The 17,242-nt window shown below is 70.8% G+C and carries 14 protein-coding genes, 2 tRNA genes and 1 pseudogene; 9 read left to right on the forward strand and 8 right to left on the reverse strand.

Annotated elements, in window-relative coordinates; genetic code table 11:
• Positions 1 to 49 precede the first annotated feature (49 nt).
• Positions 50 to 592: a PPA1309 family protein gene (locus QNO09_RS19550; protein ID WP_283971492.1), complete on the reverse strand. Its 543-nt coding sequence runs from the start codon at positions 590 to 592 to the stop codon at positions 50 to 52.
• Between the two features lie 163 nt (positions 593 to 755).
• Here QNO09_RS19550 and QNO09_RS19555 point away from each other — a divergent pair, with 163 nt between their 5' ends.
• From QNO09_RS19555 to QNO09_RS19570, 4 genes are all read left to right on the forward strand, one after another.
• Complete coding sequence (locus QNO09_RS19555) at positions 756 to 3,701, forward strand: UPF0182 family membrane protein (RefSeq protein WP_283971541.1); 2,946 nt, start codon at positions 756 to 758, stop codon at positions 3,699 to 3,701.
• A gap of 57 nt (positions 3,702 to 3,758) precedes the next feature.
• Positions 3,759 to 3,832: transfer RNA gene (locus QNO09_RS19560), tRNA-Met, on the forward strand.
• Positions 3,833 to 4,068: 236 nt separating this feature from the next.
• Positions 4,069 to 5,901, forward strand: coding sequence for a tetratricopeptide repeat protein (locus QNO09_RS19565; RefSeq protein ID WP_283971493.1), 1,833 nt, complete (start codon positions 4,069 to 4,071; stop codon positions 5,899 to 5,901).
• A gap of 474 nt (positions 5,902 to 6,375) precedes the next feature.
• A tRNA-Met gene (locus tag QNO09_RS19570) sits at positions 6,376 to 6,449 on the forward strand.
• A 150-nt stretch (positions 6,450 to 6,599) separates the two neighbouring features.
• On the opposite strand, the gene QNO09_RS19575 is transcribed toward QNO09_RS19570, so the two are convergent.
• Positions 6,600 to 7,016, reverse strand: coding sequence for a Fur family transcriptional regulator (locus tag QNO09_RS19575; RefSeq protein ID WP_248504613.1), 417 nt, complete (start codon positions 7,014 to 7,016; stop codon positions 6,600 to 6,602).
• Positions 7,017 to 7,161: 145 nt separating this feature from the next.
• Here QNO09_RS19575 and QNO09_RS19580 point away from each other — a divergent pair, with 145 nt between their 5' ends.
• The gene (locus tag QNO09_RS19580; RefSeq protein ID WP_283971494.1) at positions 7,162 to 8,613 is read left to right on the forward strand and encodes a catalase; all 1,452 of its coding nucleotides are present in this window, start codon (positions 7,162 to 7,164) and stop codon (positions 8,611 to 8,613) included.
• Positions 8,614 to 8,684: 71 nt separating this feature from the next.
• Here QNO09_RS19580 and QNO09_RS19585 read toward each other — a convergent pair whose 3' ends face one another.
• On the reverse strand, positions 8,685 to 9,077 hold the full coding sequence (locus QNO09_RS19585; RefSeq protein WP_283971495.1) for a CBS domain-containing protein: 393 nt from the start codon (positions 9,075 to 9,077) through the stop codon (positions 8,685 to 8,687).
• 131 nt (positions 9,078 to 9,208) lie between these two features.
• On the reverse strand, positions 9,209 to 10,009 hold the full coding sequence (hisN, locus tag QNO09_RS19590; protein WP_283971496.1) for a histidinol-phosphatase: 801 nt from the start codon (positions 10,007 to 10,009) through the stop codon (positions 9,209 to 9,211).
• A 173-nt stretch (positions 10,010 to 10,182) separates the two neighbouring features.
• Between hisN and QNO09_RS19600 the strand changes: the two are divergent.
• Positions 10,183 to 11,008: pseudogene (locus QNO09_RS19600) on the forward strand (ABC transporter permease).
• Positions 11,009 to 11,233: 225 nt separating this feature from the next.
• Positions 11,234 to 11,842 (forward strand): TetR/AcrR family transcriptional regulator, encoded by a 609-nt coding sequence (locus tag QNO09_RS19605; RefSeq protein WP_283971497.1) that lies wholly within the window; start codon positions 11,234 to 11,236, stop codon positions 11,840 to 11,842.
• 7 nt (positions 11,843 to 11,849) lie between these two features.
• On the opposite strand, the gene QNO09_RS19610 is transcribed toward QNO09_RS19605, so the two are convergent.
• The 4 genes from QNO09_RS19610 to QNO09_RS19625 all read right to left on the reverse strand — a co-directional run bounded on the left by QNO09_RS19610 (position 11,850) and on the right by QNO09_RS19625 (position 15,506).
• Positions 11,850 to 12,173 carry a DMT family transporter gene (locus QNO09_RS19610; protein WP_283971498.1) on the reverse strand — a complete coding sequence of 108 codons (324 nt, stop codon included), beginning with the start codon at positions 12,171 to 12,173 and terminating at the stop codon, positions 11,850 to 11,852.
• A 155-nt stretch (positions 12,174 to 12,328) separates the two neighbouring features.
• Entirely contained in the window at positions 12,329 to 13,339 is a 1,011-nt protein-coding gene (gene rsgA, locus QNO09_RS19615) for a ribosome small subunit-dependent GTPase A (RefSeq protein WP_283971499.1), read from the reverse strand.
• A 17-nt stretch (positions 13,340 to 13,356) separates the two neighbouring features.
• Positions 13,357 to 14,673, reverse strand: a complete 1,317-nt coding sequence (gene aroA / locus QNO09_RS19620; protein ID WP_283971500.1) for a 3-phosphoshikimate 1-carboxyvinyltransferase — start codon at positions 14,671 to 14,673, stop codon at positions 13,357 to 13,359.
• Between the two features lie 110 nt (positions 14,674 to 14,783).
• On the reverse strand, positions 14,784 to 15,506 hold the full coding sequence (locus QNO09_RS19625) for a M50 family metallopeptidase (RefSeq protein WP_283971501.1): 723 nt from the start codon (positions 15,504 to 15,506) through the stop codon (positions 14,784 to 14,786).
• Between the two features lie 103 nt (positions 15,507 to 15,609).
• Between QNO09_RS19625 and QNO09_RS19630 the strand changes: the two genes are divergently transcribed.
• Complete coding sequence (locus QNO09_RS19630; protein ID WP_283971502.1) at positions 15,610 to 16,425, forward strand: SOS response-associated peptidase; 816 nt, start codon at positions 15,610 to 15,612, stop codon at positions 16,423 to 16,425.
• 45 nt (positions 16,426 to 16,470) lie between these two features.
• Positions 16,471 to 17,127, forward strand: coding sequence for an alpha/beta hydrolase family protein (locus QNO09_RS19635; protein WP_283971542.1), 657 nt, complete (start codon positions 16,471 to 16,473; stop codon positions 17,125 to 17,127).
• The last annotated feature ends 115 nt before the right edge of the window (positions 17,128 to 17,242 follow it).

Consider the following 17,242-nt stretch of genomic DNA (forward strand, 5'->3'; position numbering starts at 1 on the left):
AGATTCGGGACCCGGGGCCCGGCCGACCGGACCCTCCCGGCGTCTCGGGCTATTCCTCGAACGTCGCCGCCAGTGCCTCCGCCAGCCCCGGGACCAGGTCGGAACCGGTCAGGACCTCGGTGGGGGAGTCCTTCTCGCGCAGCCGCAGGGCCGACTCACGTGTGCCGTCGCGCAGGACCCCGACCGTCATGCGGACCTCCTGTCGGTCGGGGTGATCCGCCACCCACTTCGTGAGCGCGGCCTCGCTCAGGCCCTTCGGAACCTGCGCCTCCGCGGACGGCGGCAGCATCAGGCGCTCCACGGCGAGGGCGCAGCCGACCACCGCGTCGGGCCAGGCGATGGTGGCGAGGAACTCATCGAGCGGCTTGCCCGTTGGAACTTCGTCCTGCTCGATCGGGGTGAGGCCGGATTTCTCCGGCTCGTCACCCAGGCCGAGCCGGTCCGCGAGGGAGGGCTGTTCGGCCCGAAGCCGTGCGGTGTCGACGAGGGCGAAAAGGCGGGCTGACTGGTCCCAGCCGAGGCCGGAGACGTACTCGTCGATCTCGAGAACGGCCCGGGTGAGCGGGTTCGCAGCCATGGGAGTGTTGGACATGGTCACAATCCTGCCTCGTTCCCGGCCGATATCGGGAACCGAGTAAACGGTGAGTAAGTTGCATAGGTGGGGGCCCACGATCACGCGGGCCACGCACGGCCCGTGAAGACGCGGGCCTGACGAATCAACAGCGAACTTCGAGGTGCGCACCTTGGCTTTCCAGATGCCGGACCGCGGCGGAGGCCCGACAGGGCCGCGGATGAGAGTGGGCCGCCCGTCCCGGCGTGTCCGGACCCTGCTCATGACGCTGGGCGTCCTGGCCGTTCTCGGCATGGCGTTCACCATGTTCGCGGGCTTTTGGACGGACTGGCTCTGGTACCGGTCGGTGAACTACTCCTCGGTCTTCACCACCACCCTGTGGACCAAGATCGGGCTCTTCTTCGTCTTCGGCCTGCTGATGGCCCTGGCCGTCGGCTTCAACATCTGGCTGGCGCACCGGCTGCGTCCGCCGCTGAGCGCCATGTCGATGGAGCAGCAGAACCTCGACCGCTACCGGATGAGCATCGCGCCCTACAAGAAGTGGCTGCTGCTCGGGATCACCGCCCTGGTGGGCCTCATCGCCGGCGCCTCCGCGTCCGGCCAGTGGCGCACCTGGCTGATGTGGGTCAACGGCGTGCCCTTCGGCCAGAAGGACCCCCAGTTCAAACTGGACGTCGCCTTCTACGCCTTCGACCTGCCCTGGTACCGGTTCCTGCTCGGCTTCGGCTTCGCCGCTGCGATCCTGTCCGTGATCGCCGCCGCGCTGACGCACTACCTGTACGGCGGTCTGCGCGTCACCAGCCCCGGCGCGCGGGCCACGGCCGCGGCCACCGGGCACCTGTCGGTGCTCATCGGCGTCTTCGTGGCGCTGAAGGCGGTCGCGTACTGGCTCGACCGGTACGGGCTCGCGGTGAAGTCCAGCGACTTCAGGGCGACCGACAACTGGACGGGCCTGAGGTACGTCGACGCCAACGCCTACCTGCCGGCCAAGACGATCCTGTTCTGCATCGCCGTCATCTGCGCGCTGCTGTTCTTCGCCACCCTGTGGCGGCGCACCTGGCAGCTGCCCGTGATCGGCTTCGGCCTGATGGTGCTCTCCGCGATTCTCATCGGCGGCCTCTACCCGGCGATCGTGCAGAAGTTCCAGGTCCAGCCGAACGAGCAGGCCAAGGAAGCGCCGTACGTCGAGAAGAACCTCGAGGCCACGCGCCAGGCGTACGGCATCGACGGCACCCAGGTCACCGACTACTCGGGCACGAGGAAGACCGAGGACAAGAGCCAGCTCCGCGACGACGTCGATTCCACGGCGAGCATCCGGATCATGGACCCGAACATCGTCTCGCCGACGTTCCAGCAGCTCCAGCAGATCAGGAACTACTACGCGTTCCCGAACAACCTGGACGTCGACCGCTACACCAAGGACGGCAAGGACCAGGACACGGTCATCGGCCTGCGTGAGATCAACCTCGCGGGCATCCCGAAGAAGAACTGGATCAACAACCACTTCCGGTACACCCACGGGTTCGGAGTGGTCGCCGCGGAGGGCACCAGCGCCGACGCCCAGGGCCGGCCGAACTTCACGGAGTCCGATCTGCCCTCCGAGGGCGACCTCGGCACGTACGAGCAGCGGATCTACTACGGCGAGAAGACCGAGACGTACTCGATCGTCGGCGGTCCCCAGAAGGAGATCGACTACTCCGACGACAACGGCGAGAAGACCACCAGCTACAAGGGCGACAGCGGGGTCAACCTCTCCAACTCGATGAACCGGGCGGCGTACGCCGTGGCGTTCGGCGAGCCGCAGATCCTGTACTCCGGAGCCATCGGCGACGGTTCGCGGATCCTGTACAACCGCACGCCCAAGGAGCGCGTCGAGGCGGTCGCCCCCTGGCTGACCATCGACGGCGACGCCTACCCGGCGGTCGTGGACGGCCGGATCCAGTGGATCGTCGACGCGTACACGACGACGAACGGCTACCCGTACTCCTCGCGTACGACGCTCGGCGACACCACGGCCGACTCGCTGACCGCCACCAACGACAGCCGAGCGGTGGTGGCCCAGCAGAACCAGGTCAACTACATCCGCAACTCGGTGAAGGCGACCGTCGACGCGTACACCGGCCAGGTCAAGCTCTTCCAGTGGGACACCAAGGACCCCGTCCTGAAGACCTGGATGAAGGCCTTCCCGGATACGGTGGAACCCAAGAGCGAGATCTCCAAGTCGCTGATGGATCATCTGCGCTACCCCCAGGACCTGTTCAAGGTCCAGCGGGAACTGCTCACCCGCTACCACGTGAAGGACGCGACGACGTTCCTCAGCGGCAGCGAGGTCTGGCAGGTGCCGGACGACCCGACGAACCGGTCGGGCAGCGCGGTGCCGCCGTACTACCTGAGCATGAGGATGCCCGACCAGAAGGCACAGGCGTTCTCGCTGACGACGACCTTCACGCCCAACGGCCGGGACAACCTGAGCGCGTTCATGGCGGTCGACGCCGAGGCGGGCACCAGTGACTACGGCAAGATCAGAATCCTGAAACTGCCGACCAACACCACGGTCAACGGTCCCAAGCAGGTCCAGAGCCAGTTCAACTCCCAAGAGGACATCGCCGAGTCGATCAGGCTCCTGAGAGGCGGTGACTCCGAGGTCGAGTACGGCAACCTGCTGACGGTGCCGCTCGACGGAGGACTGCTGTACGTGGAGCCGGTCTACGTGCGCGGTGGCGGACTGAAGTACCCGCTGCTGCGCAAGGTTTTGGTCACCTACGGAGGCGAGACCGCCTTCGAGAACACCCTCGACGAGGCCCTCAACAAGATCTTCGGAGCGGACGACCCGGCCCCCGAGCCGCCGGACACGGGCGACACGCCACCGCCGACGTCCGAGAACCCCTCGGTGCAAGCGGCCCTGGAGGACGCCCAGAAGGCGTTCGACGAGGGCCAGGAGGCACTGAAGAAGAACGACTGGGAGGCCTACGGCCGGGCGCAGAAGGACCTCGAGGACGCCCTGCAGCGGGCCGAGGACGCGCAGGCCGAGGCGAGCCGGGCGGGCGGCGCCGGGGGCGGCGAGAGCAAGCCCGGCGACAAGCCGAGCGGCAGCCCGAGCGGCAGTCCGAGTCCCAAGCCGAGCAGTTAGGGCTCTGGCCTGGTCAAATGCCCATCCCGCGCCGTGATACGGTTGTGAACACAACGGCGCGGGGTGGAGCAGCTCGGTAGCTCGCTGGGCTCATAACCCAGAGGTCGCAGGTTCAAATCCTGTCCCCGCTACTGAAGTCGCGATGTCCGAGCGACAGAGTGACACCGAAGGCCCGGATTCCACACAGGAATCCGGGCCTTCGTGATGTGTGTGAACGCATGTGCTGGCGCAGGCTGTGGCCGTGCCGCCGGGGGGAGTTGGGCAATCTGTGTTTGACTTGTCTCTCTGTGGGCATGTCGACAAAACGCTGAAGTGACCTCACTGGCTGCGGTATACGAGGTGTACCCAGGTTGCAGGTGGTGCGACGATGGACGTTATGGGGGACAAGGCAACTCTGTTCGAGACAGGGCGTTTTGTGCAGCCTTCCAGCCGGGAGGACACCGAGACCCCGGACGAGACCGGGGAGATCGCCGACGAGGCGGCCGAGGAGCTGCGTCAGCGGCTCGCAGCGGAGGCCGGCGACGTCGAGGCGATGAGTGTCCTCGGGGCCATGTTGCTGCGCCGCGGTGATCTCGACGGTGCCGAGCCTCATCTGCGTGCCGCCACAGCTGCGGGCGACCGGGCGGCCGCCAACAATCTGGGAGTCCTCCTGCACCAGCGGGGGTACGCCGACGAGGCCGCCGGATGGTGGCGGATCGCCGCCGTCGCCGGATCCACGGCGGCCGCGCACGCCCTCGGCCGGCACCACCGCGAGCGGGGCGACGAGCCCGCCGCCGAGTACTGGCTGCGCCAGTCCGCCGAGCAGGGCCACACCCTGGGCGCGTACGCGCTCGCCGATCTGCTGGAGCACCGCGGGGACGCCGCGGCCGAGCAGTGGATGCGGGTCGCGGCCGAGCGCGGGCACCGGGAGGCGGCCTACCGGCTGGCACGGGCCCTGGACCGGAAGGCGACGCGGGAGGCCGACGGCGACAACGGTGTCCAGGGGGCCGACGGGGCCGACGGGGCCGAGCAGTGGTACCGGCAGGCCGCCGCGCGCGGCCACCGGCGGGCCGCGCTGCACCTCGGGACGATCCTGGAGAGGCGCGGCGAGCTCAAGGAGGCCGGGCGCTGGTACCTGACCTCCGCCAAGGACGGCGAGGCACGGGCCGCCTGCGCGCTGGGCTTCCTGCTGCGGGACGCGGGCGACACCGAGAACGCCGCCGTCTGGTGGCTGCGGGCCGCCCAGGACGGTGACGGCAACGCGGCGAACGCGCTGGGCGCGCTGCACGCCGAGCGGGGCGAGACCCAGACCGCCGAGCGCTGGTACCGGGCCGCGATGGACGCGGGCGACGTCAACGGCGCGTACAACCTCGGCCTGCTCTGCGCCGAGCAGGGGCGCACCCCGCAGGCCGAGCAGTGGTACCGGCGCGCGGCCTACGCCGGGCACCGGGAGGCCGCGAACGCGCTGGCGATCCTGTTGCTGCGGGCCGGTGACGAGACGGGCGCGGAGCCCTGGTTCTCCAAGGCCGCGGAGGCCGGGAGCGTGGACGCCGCCTTCAACCTCGGCATCCTGCATGCCGGACGGGGCGAGGAGCGGGCCGCGCTGCGCTGGTACGAGCGTGCCGCCGCGGCCGGGCACACCGAGGCGGCGCTCCAGGTCGGTATGGCGAGGCTGCGGGGCGGCGACGAGCAGGAGGCCGAGCGGCACCTGCGGTGTGCGGCCGGGGGCGGGAGCGCCGAGGCCGCGTACCGGCTGGCGACCGTGCTCGACGCGCGTCGGCCACCGGAGCCCGCGCACGAGCTCGGGGAGCCCGTGCACCGGCGGAGTGAGTGTGAGGAGTGGTACGAGCGGGCGGCCTCCCAGGGGCATCGACGGGCGCAGGTCCGGGTCGGCATGCTGGCGGCGGCCCGGGGCGATGTCGTCGAGGCGGCTCGATGGTACCGGGAGGCTGCCGAGGCCGGGTCCCGCAACGGGGCGTTCAATCTCGGGCTGCTGCTGGCCCGGGAGGGGAGCGAGCCGGAGGCGGCGGTCTGGTGGACACGGGCGGCTGACGCGGGGCACGGGCGGGCCGCGTTGCGGCTTGCCCTGGTCTACGCGCGTCGGGGTGAGCTGGCGGAAGGGCAGCGCTGGGCGGACCGGGCCGTGTCACTGGGCCCGGCGTCGGTCACCGAGAGGGCGGAGCGGTTGAGGGACGCGTTGCGCCAGGAGCTGTCGGCCTGAGGCGGGGCCGGGCGGGGCTGGGCCGGGCCGCATGGTGCCCGGTGTCGGCGTGAGAGCTGGGCTGTGTGGTGCTGGATGTCGATACGGAGGGTCGGGCTCCCCGGTGTCGGGTGGGGCTGGGCCGCGCGGTGCTCGACGTCGGAACGGGGGTCGGGCTGCCCGGTGTCGGGTGAGGGCTGGGCTGCGCGGTGCTCGACGTCGATACGGAGGTCGGTGCAGCGTGGTGCCAGTGCCAGTGCCAGTGCCAGTGCAGGAGGCCGTGACGCGCCCGTGCCCGTGCCGGCGCGCGTGCCATGCCGGTGCAGGCGCCTGCACCGGCACCCCGCAGCAGCCGTGCCGAGACCGGCGGCGGGTTGCGCGGCCCGGTTCGCCGCGAGGCCGAAGCCGGGCCGGTGGCCTCGCAGCGCGGCGAACCGCTCGCCGTGAAGCGATTTGCATCCGTCCTCGTCATTGACGTAACGTTGCATTCATCGACGCGGGGTGGAGCAGCTCGGTAGCTCGCTGGGCTCATAACCCAGAGGTCGCAGGTTCAAATCCTGTCCCCGCTACTGAAGGCCTGAGGCCGGAATCCGAAAGGGTTCCGGCCTCAGGTGTTTTCCACGGTCATGCCCCCGTCGCCACGGGCCTGAAGAGTGCCGAATCGGCGGGCGGCACAAAGCCCCGGCACCCATCGGTGCCGGGGCTTGTCAGGCGGAGTGCTAAGCGGCCGCGCAGTTCGGGCAGACGCCGCGGTACGTCACCTCGACGTCCGAGACCGTGAAGCCGAAGCGTTCGGTGTCGGGGAGGTCCGCCAGCGGGTTGCCGATCGGGTGGACGTCCCGGATCGCGCCGCACTGGGCGCAGACCAGGTGGTGGTGCGGCTGGTGGGCGTTCGGGTCGTACCGCTTGGCGCGCTGGTCGGTGGACACCTCCAGCACCTCGCCGAGGGTCACGAGCTCACCGAGGGTGTTGTACACGGTCGCCCGGGAGATCTCGGGGAGCTTGGCGACGGCCCGGGCGTGGACCTCGTCGGCCGTCAGATGGACGTGTTCGCCGTCGAGGACCTCGGCCACGACGCGCCGCTGCGCGGTCATCCGCCATCCGCGTCCGCGCAGGCGTTCCAGAAGGTCACTCATGGCCACCAGCCTAACAGCTAAGGGGACCAGGTCCCGAACAGGTGTGAGTTTAGAGTCCCACTTGCTTTAGACATTGTCTATTGTAGGATCGAGATCGGCTTTGGCCAAGGGACAGGACTGGTCAGGAATGGTGCAGGAGGCGCACGTGACGCAGGGACCGCTTACGACGGAGGCCGGGGCCCCGGTGGCCGACAACCAGAACAGCGAGACCGCGGGTATCGGCGGCCCGGTGCTCGTCCAGGACCAGCTCCTGCTGGAGAAGCTGGCCCACTTCAACCGCGAGCGCATCCCGGAGCGCGTGGTGCACGCCCGCGGCGCGGGTGCGTACGGCACGTTCACGGTGACCGCCGATGTCACCCCGTACACGCGCGCCGCGTTCCTCTCCGAAATCGGCAAGCAGACCGAGGTCTTCCTGCGTTTCTCGACGGTGGCCGGCAACCTGGGCGCGGCGGACGCGGTCCGCGACCCGCGGGGCTTCGCCCTGAAGTTCTACACCGAGGAGGGCAACTACGACCTCGTCGGCAACAACACCCCGGTGTTCTTCATCAAGGACGCCATCAAGTTCCCGGACTTCATCCACACCCAGAAGCGCGACCCGTACACCGGCTCGACCGAGGCGGACAACGTCTGGGACTTCTGGAGCCTGTCGCCCGAGTCCACGCACCAGGTGACCTGGCTGTTCGGCGACCGCGGCATCCCGGCCTCCTACCGCCACATGGACGGCTTCGGCTCGCACACCTTCCAGTGGAGCAACGAGGCCGGCGAGGCCTTCTGGGTGAAGTACCACTTCAAGACCGACCAGGGCATCAGGAACCTGACCAGCGCGCAGGCCGCCCGGCTCGCCGGTGAGGACCCCGACTCCCACCAGCGCGACCTGCGCCAGGCCATCGAGCGGGGCGAGTACCCGACGTGGACCGTCGGCGTGCAGATCATGCCGGTGGCCGAGGCGGCGACGTACCGCTTCAACCCGTTCGATCTGACCAAGGTCTGGCCGCACGCGGACTACCCGGTCGTCGAGATCGGCAAGCTGGAGCTCAATCGCAACCCGGAGAACATCTTCGCCGAGGTCGAGCAGTCGATCTTCAGCCCCGCCCACTTCGTACCGGGCATCGGGCCCTCCCCGGACAAGATGCTCCAGGGCCGCCTCTTCGCCTACGGTGACGCCCACCGCTACCGCGTCGGCATCAACGCCGACCACCTGCCGGTGAACCGTCCGCACGCCACCGTCGCGCGGACCAATTCCCGTGACGGATACCTCTACGACGGCCGACACGCGGGTGCGAAGAACTACGAGCCGAACAGCTTCGGCGGCCCGTCGCAGACGGACCGTCCGCTGTGGTCCGCCACTGCCGTGAGCGGCGCGACGGGCAACCACCCCACTCCGGTGCACGCCGAGGACGACGACTTCGTGCAGGCGGGCAACCTCTACCGGCTGATGGGCGAGGACGAGAAAGAGCGCCTGATCGCCAACCTGGCGGGCTTCATCGCCAAGGTCTCGCGTGACGACATCGTCGAGCGGGCGATCGACAACTTCCGTCGGGCCGACGGAGACTACGGCAAGCGGCTGGAGGTCGCGGTCCAGGCCCTGCGCGGCTGAACTCCAGCGCTGGACCGCTTGCTGTGGCGGACGGGCCGGGTCCCTTTCGGGGGCCCGGCCCGTCCGCGCGCTCATGCCGGAACGCGCTGACGCGCGGGTGCCCAGCAGCGGATGATGTCGCGGACCGAGACGATGCCGGTCGGTTCCCCGCCGTCCAGCACGATGAGGTGCCGGAAGCCGCCGTGTGCCATGGCGCTCGCCGCCTCCTCCAGGGTCCAGGTCGGAGCGGCGAAGACGACGTCGGTGGTGGTGTGGGCGTGGGCGCGTTCGGTATCCGGGTCCTGGCCCAGACCGACGGAGTTGAGGACGTCGCGTTCGGTGAGGATGCCGATGCCGCCGGCGTCGGGGTCGTGGACCACGGCCGCCCCGACCTTGCGCGCGGACATCAGCGCGGCGGCCTGGCGCAGCGTGTGGGTCGGGCCGATGGTGAGGACGACAGTGCTCATGGCGTCACGGACGAGCATGGATGGAGCCACCTCCTGGGAGTCTCCCCGCCGTTCGTTCAGGGTTTCACAAATTCACAAGTGGGGGGGGACTCTCAGAGTGGCAGGTAAAGGGAGGGTCAACAAGGGGGCGCTCGGAAACAACGGGGGGCTCAGTAGCGCTGGTTGAGATATCCGAGCAGCTCGTCGTGCAACAGGCCGTTCGACGCGGCAGCGTTGCCGCTGTGCGGGCCCGGGCGCGCGTCGAGTCCGGTGAAGGTGCCACCGGCCTCGGTGACGACGATCGCGGTGGCGGCCATGTCCCACAGGGACAACTCCGGCTCGGCGCACATGTCGACGGCGCCTTCCGCGACCATCATGTACGGCCAGAAGTCGCCGTACGCCCGCGTGCGCCACACCTCGCGGGTGAGGTCAAGGAAGCCGTCCAGGCGGCCCTGCTCCTCCCAGCCGCTGAGCGAGGAGTACGCGAAGGAGGCGTCGGAGAGCTTGGAGACGCGGGAGACCTGCAGCCGGGAGGCCTTGGTGAGGCTGCGGCCGGAGAACGCGCCGTGTCCCTTGGCGGCCCACCAGCGGCGACCCAGGGCGGGGGCGGAGACGACGCCGACCACGGGCTGGAAGCCGCCCTCGCCGGCCTCCATGAGGGAGATGAGCGTGGCCCAGACGGGGACACCCCGCACGTAGTTCTTGGTGCCGTCGATCGGGTCGATCACCCAGCGGCGGGGGCCGGTGCCCTCCACGCCGTACTCCTCGCCGAGGATCGCGTCCCGGGGGCGGGCGCGCTGGAGCTGGCCGCGGATGAGTTCCTCCGCGGCCTTGTCCGCCTCGCTCACCGGGGTCATGTCCGGTTTGGTCTCGACCTTGAGGTCGAGGGCCTTGAACCGGTCCGTCGTCGCGGCGTCGGCGGCGTCGGCGAGGACGTGGGCGAGACGCAGATCGTCGAGGTAGTCGGGCATGCAACGAACCTATCTGCCGAGGTGGGGGTGGGGCTACAGGGGGTTTGTGAGGGTGGGGGCGGGGGCCCGGCGCCCAGGGCGCGCGAGGGTCGGTGATCCGGGCTCGGGTCGGCGGTGCCGCCGGCACCCTCTCGGGCCTGGGCGTGACCGACCCGGCCGTCGCGCGGAACGGGCTGCGGAGGTCCGAGAGCGACAAGACCGTCCTGGACGGAGTCGACCGAGCCGTCCCGGAAGGGACGATCTTCTCGCTGCTCGGCCCGCTCTTCGTCTACGTTTTCGGCGACACCATGAGTGCCGCATCGGCGGCGGTCGGACCGCGCCGCCTCCATCGCCTTCGTCGTCCCGGGACTGCTGCTGACGAATATCGGCAGCACCACCACCGGCACCGCGGTCCCCGTCTCCAACGACCTGACCGAGGGCGTCATCGCCCGCTTCCGCGCCATGGCCGTCCACCGCGGGTCGGTGCTCATCGGGCACGTCGTCGGCAGCCTGCTGCGGGCGGTCCCTGCGGCACCCTGTGACGGCTGGGGCCGCCGCTCGCCGACGTGGTGCTGGTCGGATCGTCGGTATGGCCATCGGATCGCCCTCCACCGATGCCACCGTCCTGGAGTGGGCCGCGGCCGTCGGACTGCTCGTGCTCTTCGTCACGGCGCCCACCTGGATCGCCGTCGGCATGGGCCTGGTCAGCCCGAACGCCGAGGCGGCCGGTGACAACGCGCTGCCCCGATCCTGCAGCCTCTCCTGTCCGGCACCTTCGTCCCGCTCGACGCGATGCCGGGCTGGTTCCAGCCGATCGCCGAGTACCAGCCGTTCACCCCGGCCACCGAGCCCCTGCGCGGCCTGCTGCTCGGCACCGGTATCGGACGCGACGCATGGCCGCCCTCGCCCGGTGCCCGGGGCTCGCGGTGCTCGGCCCTCGCCCGGTGCCCGGGGCTCGCGGTGCTCGGCTCCTTCGTGTCGACCTCGATGTGCGACGACGACCCCAAGGAGCCGCCGTGACCCGCGTGGGCGGGCTCGCGCCGACGTTCCGCCCCGGGGTCGGCGTCCACCGCCGTCCCGCCGGAGTACGACCGCGCGTTCGCGGACTCGGGCGAGGCACGGCCCATGGGTCAACAGGCCGCGCGGCAAGGCCGAAACGCGCCCCCGCGCGCACTCGCGAACCCTTGACAGTGGTGTCACACGCGTCAAATCTGGGCGCAGAGCCGCTCGCCCCAAGGGGAGGCGATGATGCCTGCAGCGCGGGAATCACTACTGGACGCCGCCTACACGGCGCTGGCGCGCCGGCCGTGGTCCGCCGTACGGATGGTCGACGTGGCCGCGGCGGCAGGAGTGTCCCGGCAGACGCTCTACAACGAGTTCGGCAGTAAGGACGGCCTCGCCCGGGCGCTCGTGCGACGAGAGGCCGACGGATATCTCGCCGGGGTGGACCGCGCTCTCGCCGGGTACGGCGATCCCCGCGACCGGCTCACCGCCACCGCCGAGTGGACCACCTCCGCGGCCCGGGACAGCCTCCTCGTGCGCGCCATGCTCACCGGCTGCTGGAGTGAGCGGCTGCCCGCCCCCGCCCCGCTGTCCGTGCCGCCCACCTCGGCGGTACCGGCCCAGCGCCGTGCCGACGGGCCGCTGCCCTCACCCGGCGACTTCGTCGCCCTCGTGCGCGACCGGGCCGTCACCGTCCTGGCCGGGCACGGCACGCCCACGTCCGACACCGCCGAGCTGGCCCGCACCTGCGAACTCGCCGTCAGACTGGCCCTGTCCTGTGTGGCGGCGCCACCGGGCGAGGGCGGTGTGGCCGACCTCGTCCGCGGCGCCCTTCAGCGGCAGCCGGGCTGACAGGGGGTCAGTGCGCCGACCCCGACAACTGGAGCCCGATCACGCCGATGATGACGAGACTGATCGACACGAGCTTCAGCGTCGACACCACGTCGCCGAGGAAGACCATGCCGTAGATCGCCGTCCCCGCCGCCCCGATGCCGGTCCACACCGCGTACGCGGGGCCCACGTCGAGTTTTTTCAGCGCGAGGGTCAGCAGTCCGAAGCTGCCGAGCGCGAAGGCGCAGAACGCGATCGTGGGCCAGAGCCGGGTGAAGCCGTGCGAGAGCTTCAGACATACGGCGAAGCCGGTCTCGAGCAATCCGGCCACGATGACCAGCAGCCACGCCATGAGTCGTCCTCCCGTATCCCACGATCAGTGACCGCTCCGTCGGCTTCACCGCGTACACGGCGATCCGACGCTCGTCCGGCTTCGGCCCGGCCCGCATCCGGCTTGGGTGCGATTATGCACTTACCGTCTCCACGCCAGGACAAACAACGCGGAGGTCAGTCGCCTTCCGTCCGCTCCCGCGTGGCCAGCAGCCGCCGCAGCGAGTACAGGCGCGCCGGATCCGCGTGCCCCGCGGCCACCCACGCGTCCAGCGCGCAGTCCCGCTCGTCGTGGCTGCACGCGCGCGGGCAGCCCTCGGTGCCCGGCTCCAGATCGGGGAAGGCGTGGATCACCTGGGACGGGTCCACGTGGTGCAGTCCGAAGGACCGCAGGCCCGGGGTGTCGATCACCCAGCCGTCTTCGCCCGACAGCGGCAGCGCCAGTGCCGAGGTGGTGGTGTGCCGGCCCCGGCCCGTCACCGCGTTCACGTGTCCCGTCGTACGTCGTCGTTCCTCCGGGACGAGTGCGTTGACCAGGGTCGTCTTGCCGACACCGGAGTGACCGACGAACGCCGTGATCTGGCCGTCGAGTTGCTCGCGCACACGGGCGACAGCGCTGCCGTTCTGCAGTTCCTCGCGGCTGGTGACGACGTGCGGGATGTCGAGGTGGCCGTACAGCTCCAGGAGCTTGTCGGGCGGGGCGAGGTCCGACTTGGTCAGGACCAGCAGCGGGTCCAGGCCGCCGGCGTAGGCCGCGACCAGGCAGCGGTCGATCAGCCGGGGGCGCGGCTCCGGGTCGGCCAGGGCGGTGACGATCGCCAGCTGGTCGGCGTTGGCGACGATCACGCGCTCGTACGGATCGTCGTCGTCCGCGGTGCGGCGCAGGACCGAGGTCCGCTCCGCGATGCGCACGATCCGCGCGAGCGTGTCCTTCTTGCCCGACATGTCGCCCACGAGAGCCACCCGGTCGCCGACCACGGCCGCCTTGCGGCCCAGCTCGCGGGCCTTCATCGCCATGACCACGCGGTCCTCGACGAGGCAGGTCAGGCGGCCCCGGTCGACGGTGAGGACGAGGCCCTCGGCGGCGTCCTCGTGCTTGGGGCGGAGGTTCGTCCGGGGCCGGGTGTTGCGGCGGCCGGGACGGGTGCGGATGTCGTCCTCGTCGGTGTGCTTGCCATAGCGGCGCATGACGTGATCCCTGCGTCCTACGCCCCGAGCATCCCGGTCCACAGGTCGGGGAAGCCGGGCAAGGTCTTGGCCGTCGTCGCCACGTTCTCGATCTGCACGCCCTCGACCGCGAGGCCGATGATCGCGCCGGCCGTGGCCATGCGGTGATCGTCGTAGGTGTGGAAGATCCCGCCGTGCAGCCGGCGCGGGCGGATGTGCAGACCGTCGGCGGTCTCCGTGACGTCACCGCCGAGTTCGTTGATCTCCTTCGTCAGCGCGGCCAGCCGGTCCGTCTCGTGCAGCCGCAGATGGGCCACGCCGCGCAGGGTCGACGGGGAGTCCGCGAGGGCCGCGACCGCGGCGATACCCGGCGTCAGCTCGCCGACCTCGCTCAGGTCGACGTCGATGCCGTGCACCGAGCCGGAGCCGGTGAACGCCAGACCGTAATCCGTCAGTTCGCAGGAGCCGCCCATCTCGGTGAAGATCTCGCGCAGCCGGTCACCGGGCTGCGTGGTGCGGGAGGGCCAGTCCGGGACGACGACCCTGCCGCCGGTCACCAGCGCCGCCGCCAGGAACGGCTGGGCGTTCGACAGGTCAGGCTCGATGACCAGGTCGCGGCCGAGCAGAGCACCCGGCGAGACCCGCCAGACATTCGGTTCACCGCCCGACTCGGGCGTGTCCACCTGGGCGCCGACCGCGCGCAGCATGTCGACGGTCATGCGGATGTGCGGCATGGACGGCAGCGTGGCGCCGGTGTGGCGGACCTCGACGCCCTGATTGAAGCGCGGGCCGGACAGCAGCAGGGCGCTCACGAACTGTGAGGAGGAGGAGGCGTCGATGGCGACCATGCCGCCGTCCAGGGCGCCGCTGCCGTGCACGGTCATCGGCAGCGCGCCGCGGCCGTCGTCGTCGATGCGGGCGCCGAGCTGACGCAGCGCGTCGATGACGCCGTTCAGCGGACGCTCGTAGGAACGGGGATCGCCGTCGAACCGGACGGAGCCGTCGGCCAACGCGGCGACCGGCGGCAGGAACCGCATCACCGTGCCGGCGTTGCCGACGTCGACCTGGGCCGGGCCGCGCAGGCCCGTGGGGAGCACCCGCCAGGCCTCGCCGGTGCCGTCGGGGCCCACGCCTTCCTCGATCTCGATGCCCATCGCACGCAGCGCCCCGGCCATCAGCAGGGTGTCGCGGGAGCGCAGGGGCCGGCGCAGCCAGCCGGGCTCGGAGGCCAGCGAGGCGAGGACCAGGGCGCGGTTGGTGACGGACTTGGACCCGGGCACGTGGACCGTCGCGTCGACGGCTCCGCTCGCGTGCGGGGCGGGCCAGAGGGCGGTGTCTGCGGTGTTCGGGGCCATGCCTTTACTTTATAAGCAGGCCGTGCTCCGAGTGCGGCGCCGTCGGGGCCGGTGGCGCCCGGCGCGCGCAGCCGCGCACGGGGGCGGCCCCGCACCCCTCGGGCCGGCTGTCACAGGCCCAGGAGCCAGCGCCCGCCACCGAGCAGCGAGCACAGCGACACCGCGTGGAACAGGAAGAACCACAGCGCCGCCGGTACGTGCGTCAACCGCGACAACTGGTCCGCGTCCGAGTCGCCGGCCCCGCCCCGGGCCCGCTTCGCCTGGAGTTCGAAGGCCGGGCGGACCCCGCCGAGCAGTAGGAACCACACCACCGCGTACGCGAACGCCGCCTGCACCTGCGGGCCGGCCAGCCAGGACACCACCACGAACAGGCCACCGGTGACGAGCATGGTCAGTGCGCCGTAGGCGTTGCGGATCATCACCAGCATGGCGAGCAGCAGGGCCGTGGCCAGCCACAGCAGGAGCGTGATGCGGCCGGAGCCGAGCAGGGCGGCACCGCCGAGGCCCAGCAGGGGCGGGGCGGTGTAGCCGGCGGCGGCGGTGAGGATCATGCCGATGCCGTGCGGCTTGCCGCGGCTGACGGTCAGGCCGCTGGTGTCCGAGTGCAGCCGTATGCCGGTGAGGGTGCGGCCGGTGAGCAGGGCCACGAGCCCGTGGCCGCCCTCGTGGGCGATGGTGATGGCGTTGCGGGAGAGGCGCCACAGGCCGTGCGGGAGGACCACGGCGAGCGCGGCGCCCAGGGTCGCGATCACCACCCACAGGTCGGGGTCGGGCTGCGTGCCGGACACCTCGTCCCAGAGGGAGGCGAGCGAGGCGATTGCGGTGCTGTCCATGGGTGGCGTCGGCTCCCTGTGGTCGATCCGATGGGTGTGGCGCGCAGCGCCCACGTTGAGAGGTGGTGGCCGGGCGGCGGGTGGGCCTGGCAGTGTGGCACGTATGTGCGGACGGTATTCAGCGAGTCGTAGGCCAGAGGATCTCGCAGGAATCTTTGAGGTCGAGAAGTGGGAGCCCGAGGAGACCCTCGAGCCGGACTACAACGTGGCGCCCACCAAAGAGGTCTACGCCGTCCTCGACCGCCCCCTGAAAGACGCGGACGACACGCGGCCGGTTCGGCAACTGCGCACACTGAAGTGGGGGCTCGTCCCGTCCTGGTCGAAGACCCCCGAGGGCGGCGCCCGGATGATCAACGCCCGCGCGGAGACCGTCCACGAGAAGCCGTCCTACCGTCGGGCCTTCACCTCCCGGCGCTGCATCCTGCCCGCCGACGGCTACTACGAGTGGGTCACCGGCAGCCAGGAGCGCGAGCTGGAGGTCGAGGGCAAGAAGAAGCGACCCCGCAAGCAGCCGTACTTCGTGACACCGGCGGACGGGTCGGTCTTCGCCATGGCCGGGCTGTACGAGTTCTGGCGGGACAGGACGCTGCCGGACGACCACCCGCGGGCCTGGTGGGTGACGTGCTCGGTCATCACCACGGAGGCCGAGCAGAGCCCGCTCGCGGTGTCCCCGGCCGACGGGCCGCGGGCGCTGGCCGACATCCACCCGCGGATGCCGCTGATGCTGACGCCCGATCGTTGGGACGCCTGGCTGGACCCGTCCCGCACGGACGCCGACGAGCTGCGCGAACTGCTCGCCCCGCCGCCCGCCGGGCTGATGCGCGCCTACCCGGTCGCCACGGCCGTCAGCAACGTCCGCAACAACGGGCCGGAGCTGCTGAAGGAGCTGGAAGGACCGGAAGAGGGCACACTCTTCTGACATGACGAATGTGACGAACATGACGACATGGCGAACGTGACGAACATGGCGAAGGTGACGAAGGCGACCGGTGAGACCACCGGGACCGTCGAGACCGAGGCCGGAACCGCCCGCATCACATGGCACCCCGCGAGGAACGCCCGGCTGGTCCTCGCGGTCGGTCACGGCGCCGGGGGCGGCATCGAGGCCCGTGACCTGAAGGCCCTGGCCGAGGTCCTGCCCGCGCACGGGGTGACCGTGGCCCGGGTGGAGCAGCCCTGGCGGGTGGCGGGGAGGAAACTGGCACCCGCCCCCAGGACCCTGGACACCGGCTGGCGCGGCATCTGGCCCGCGCTGGCCGCTCCGGGGCTGCCGGTCGTCGCCGGCGGGCGCAGCGCGGGGGCCCGGGTCGCCTGCCGTACCGCCACCGAGCTGGGGGCCCACGCCGTGCTCGCGCTCAGCTTCCCGCTCCACCCGCCGGGCAAGCCGGAGAAGTCCCGCGCCGACGAATTGCTGGGCTCCGGGGTGCCCACCCTGGTCGTGCAGGGCGGCAACGACCCGTTCGGGAAGCCGGAGGAGTTTCCCGAAGGACGGTACGAACTCGTGGAGATCCCGTACGGAGATCACGGCTTCGCCGTGCCGAAGCGTGCGGAGATCACGCAGGACGCGGCCGTGGCCCTCATCACGGACGCGGTCGTGCAGTGGACCGGGTCACTCGGGTAAAGCTTCGGGAATGCCGGGGCGGCGGTCACTGTTGTGCGGGACGTACGTGCTGGAGACCAGCACCGACGTCGTAGGAGAGGAAGTCCGCCGCATGGGTTCGACCATCTGCCCGACC

Origin of the sequence: Streptomyces sp. 378 (genome assembly GCF_030124145.1) — a bacterium.
Taxonomy (GTDB): Bacteria; Actinomycetota; Actinomycetes; order Streptomycetales; family Streptomycetaceae; genus Streptomyces.

Coding starts and splice junctions, on each gene's coding strand:
- QNO09_RS19565 (WP_283971493.1), top strand. CDS start 4,069: ATGGACGTTATGGGGGACAAGGCAACTCTGTTCGAGACAGGGCGTTTT.
- hisN (WP_283971496.1), bottom strand. CDS start 10,009: ATGCCCGACTACCTCGACGATCTGCGTCTCGCCCACGTCCTCGCCGAC.
- rsgA (WP_283971499.1), bottom strand. CDS start 13,339: ATGCGCCGCTATGGCAAGCACACCGACGAGGACGACATCCGCACCCGT.
- QNO09_RS19605 (WP_283971497.1), top strand. CDS start 11,234: ATGATGCCTGCAGCGCGGGAATCACTACTGGACGCCGCCTACACGGCG.
- QNO09_RS19585 (WP_283971495.1), bottom strand. CDS start 9,077: ATGCTCGTCCGTGACGCCATGAGCACTGTCGTCCTCACCATCGGCCCG.
- QNO09_RS19555 (WP_283971541.1), top strand. CDS start 756: ATGCCGGACCGCGGCGGAGGCCCGACAGGGCCGCGGATGAGAGTGGGC.
- aroA (WP_283971500.1), bottom strand. CDS start 14,673: ATGGCCCCGAACACCGCAGACACCGCCCTCTGGCCCGCCCCGCACGCG.
- QNO09_RS19630 (WP_283971502.1), top strand. CDS start 15,610: ATGTGCGGACGGTATTCAGCGAGTCGTAGGCCAGAGGATCTCGCAGGA.
- QNO09_RS19625 (WP_283971501.1), bottom strand. CDS start 15,506: ATGGACAGCACCGCAATCGCCTCGCTCGCCTCCCTCTGGGACGAGGTG.
- QNO09_RS19575 (WP_248504613.1), bottom strand. CDS start 7,016: ATGAGTGACCTTCTGGAACGCCTGCGCGGACGCGGATGGCGGATGACC.
- QNO09_RS19550 (WP_283971492.1), bottom strand. CDS start 592: ATGTCCAACACTCCCATGGCTGCGAACCCGCTCACCCGGGCCGTTCTC.
- QNO09_RS19635 (WP_283971542.1), top strand. CDS start 16,471: ATGGCGAAGGTGACGAAGGCGACCGGTGAGACCACCGGGACCGTCGAG.
- QNO09_RS19610 (WP_283971498.1), bottom strand. CDS start 12,173: ATGGCGTGGCTGCTGGTCATCGTGGCCGGATTGCTCGAGACCGGCTTC.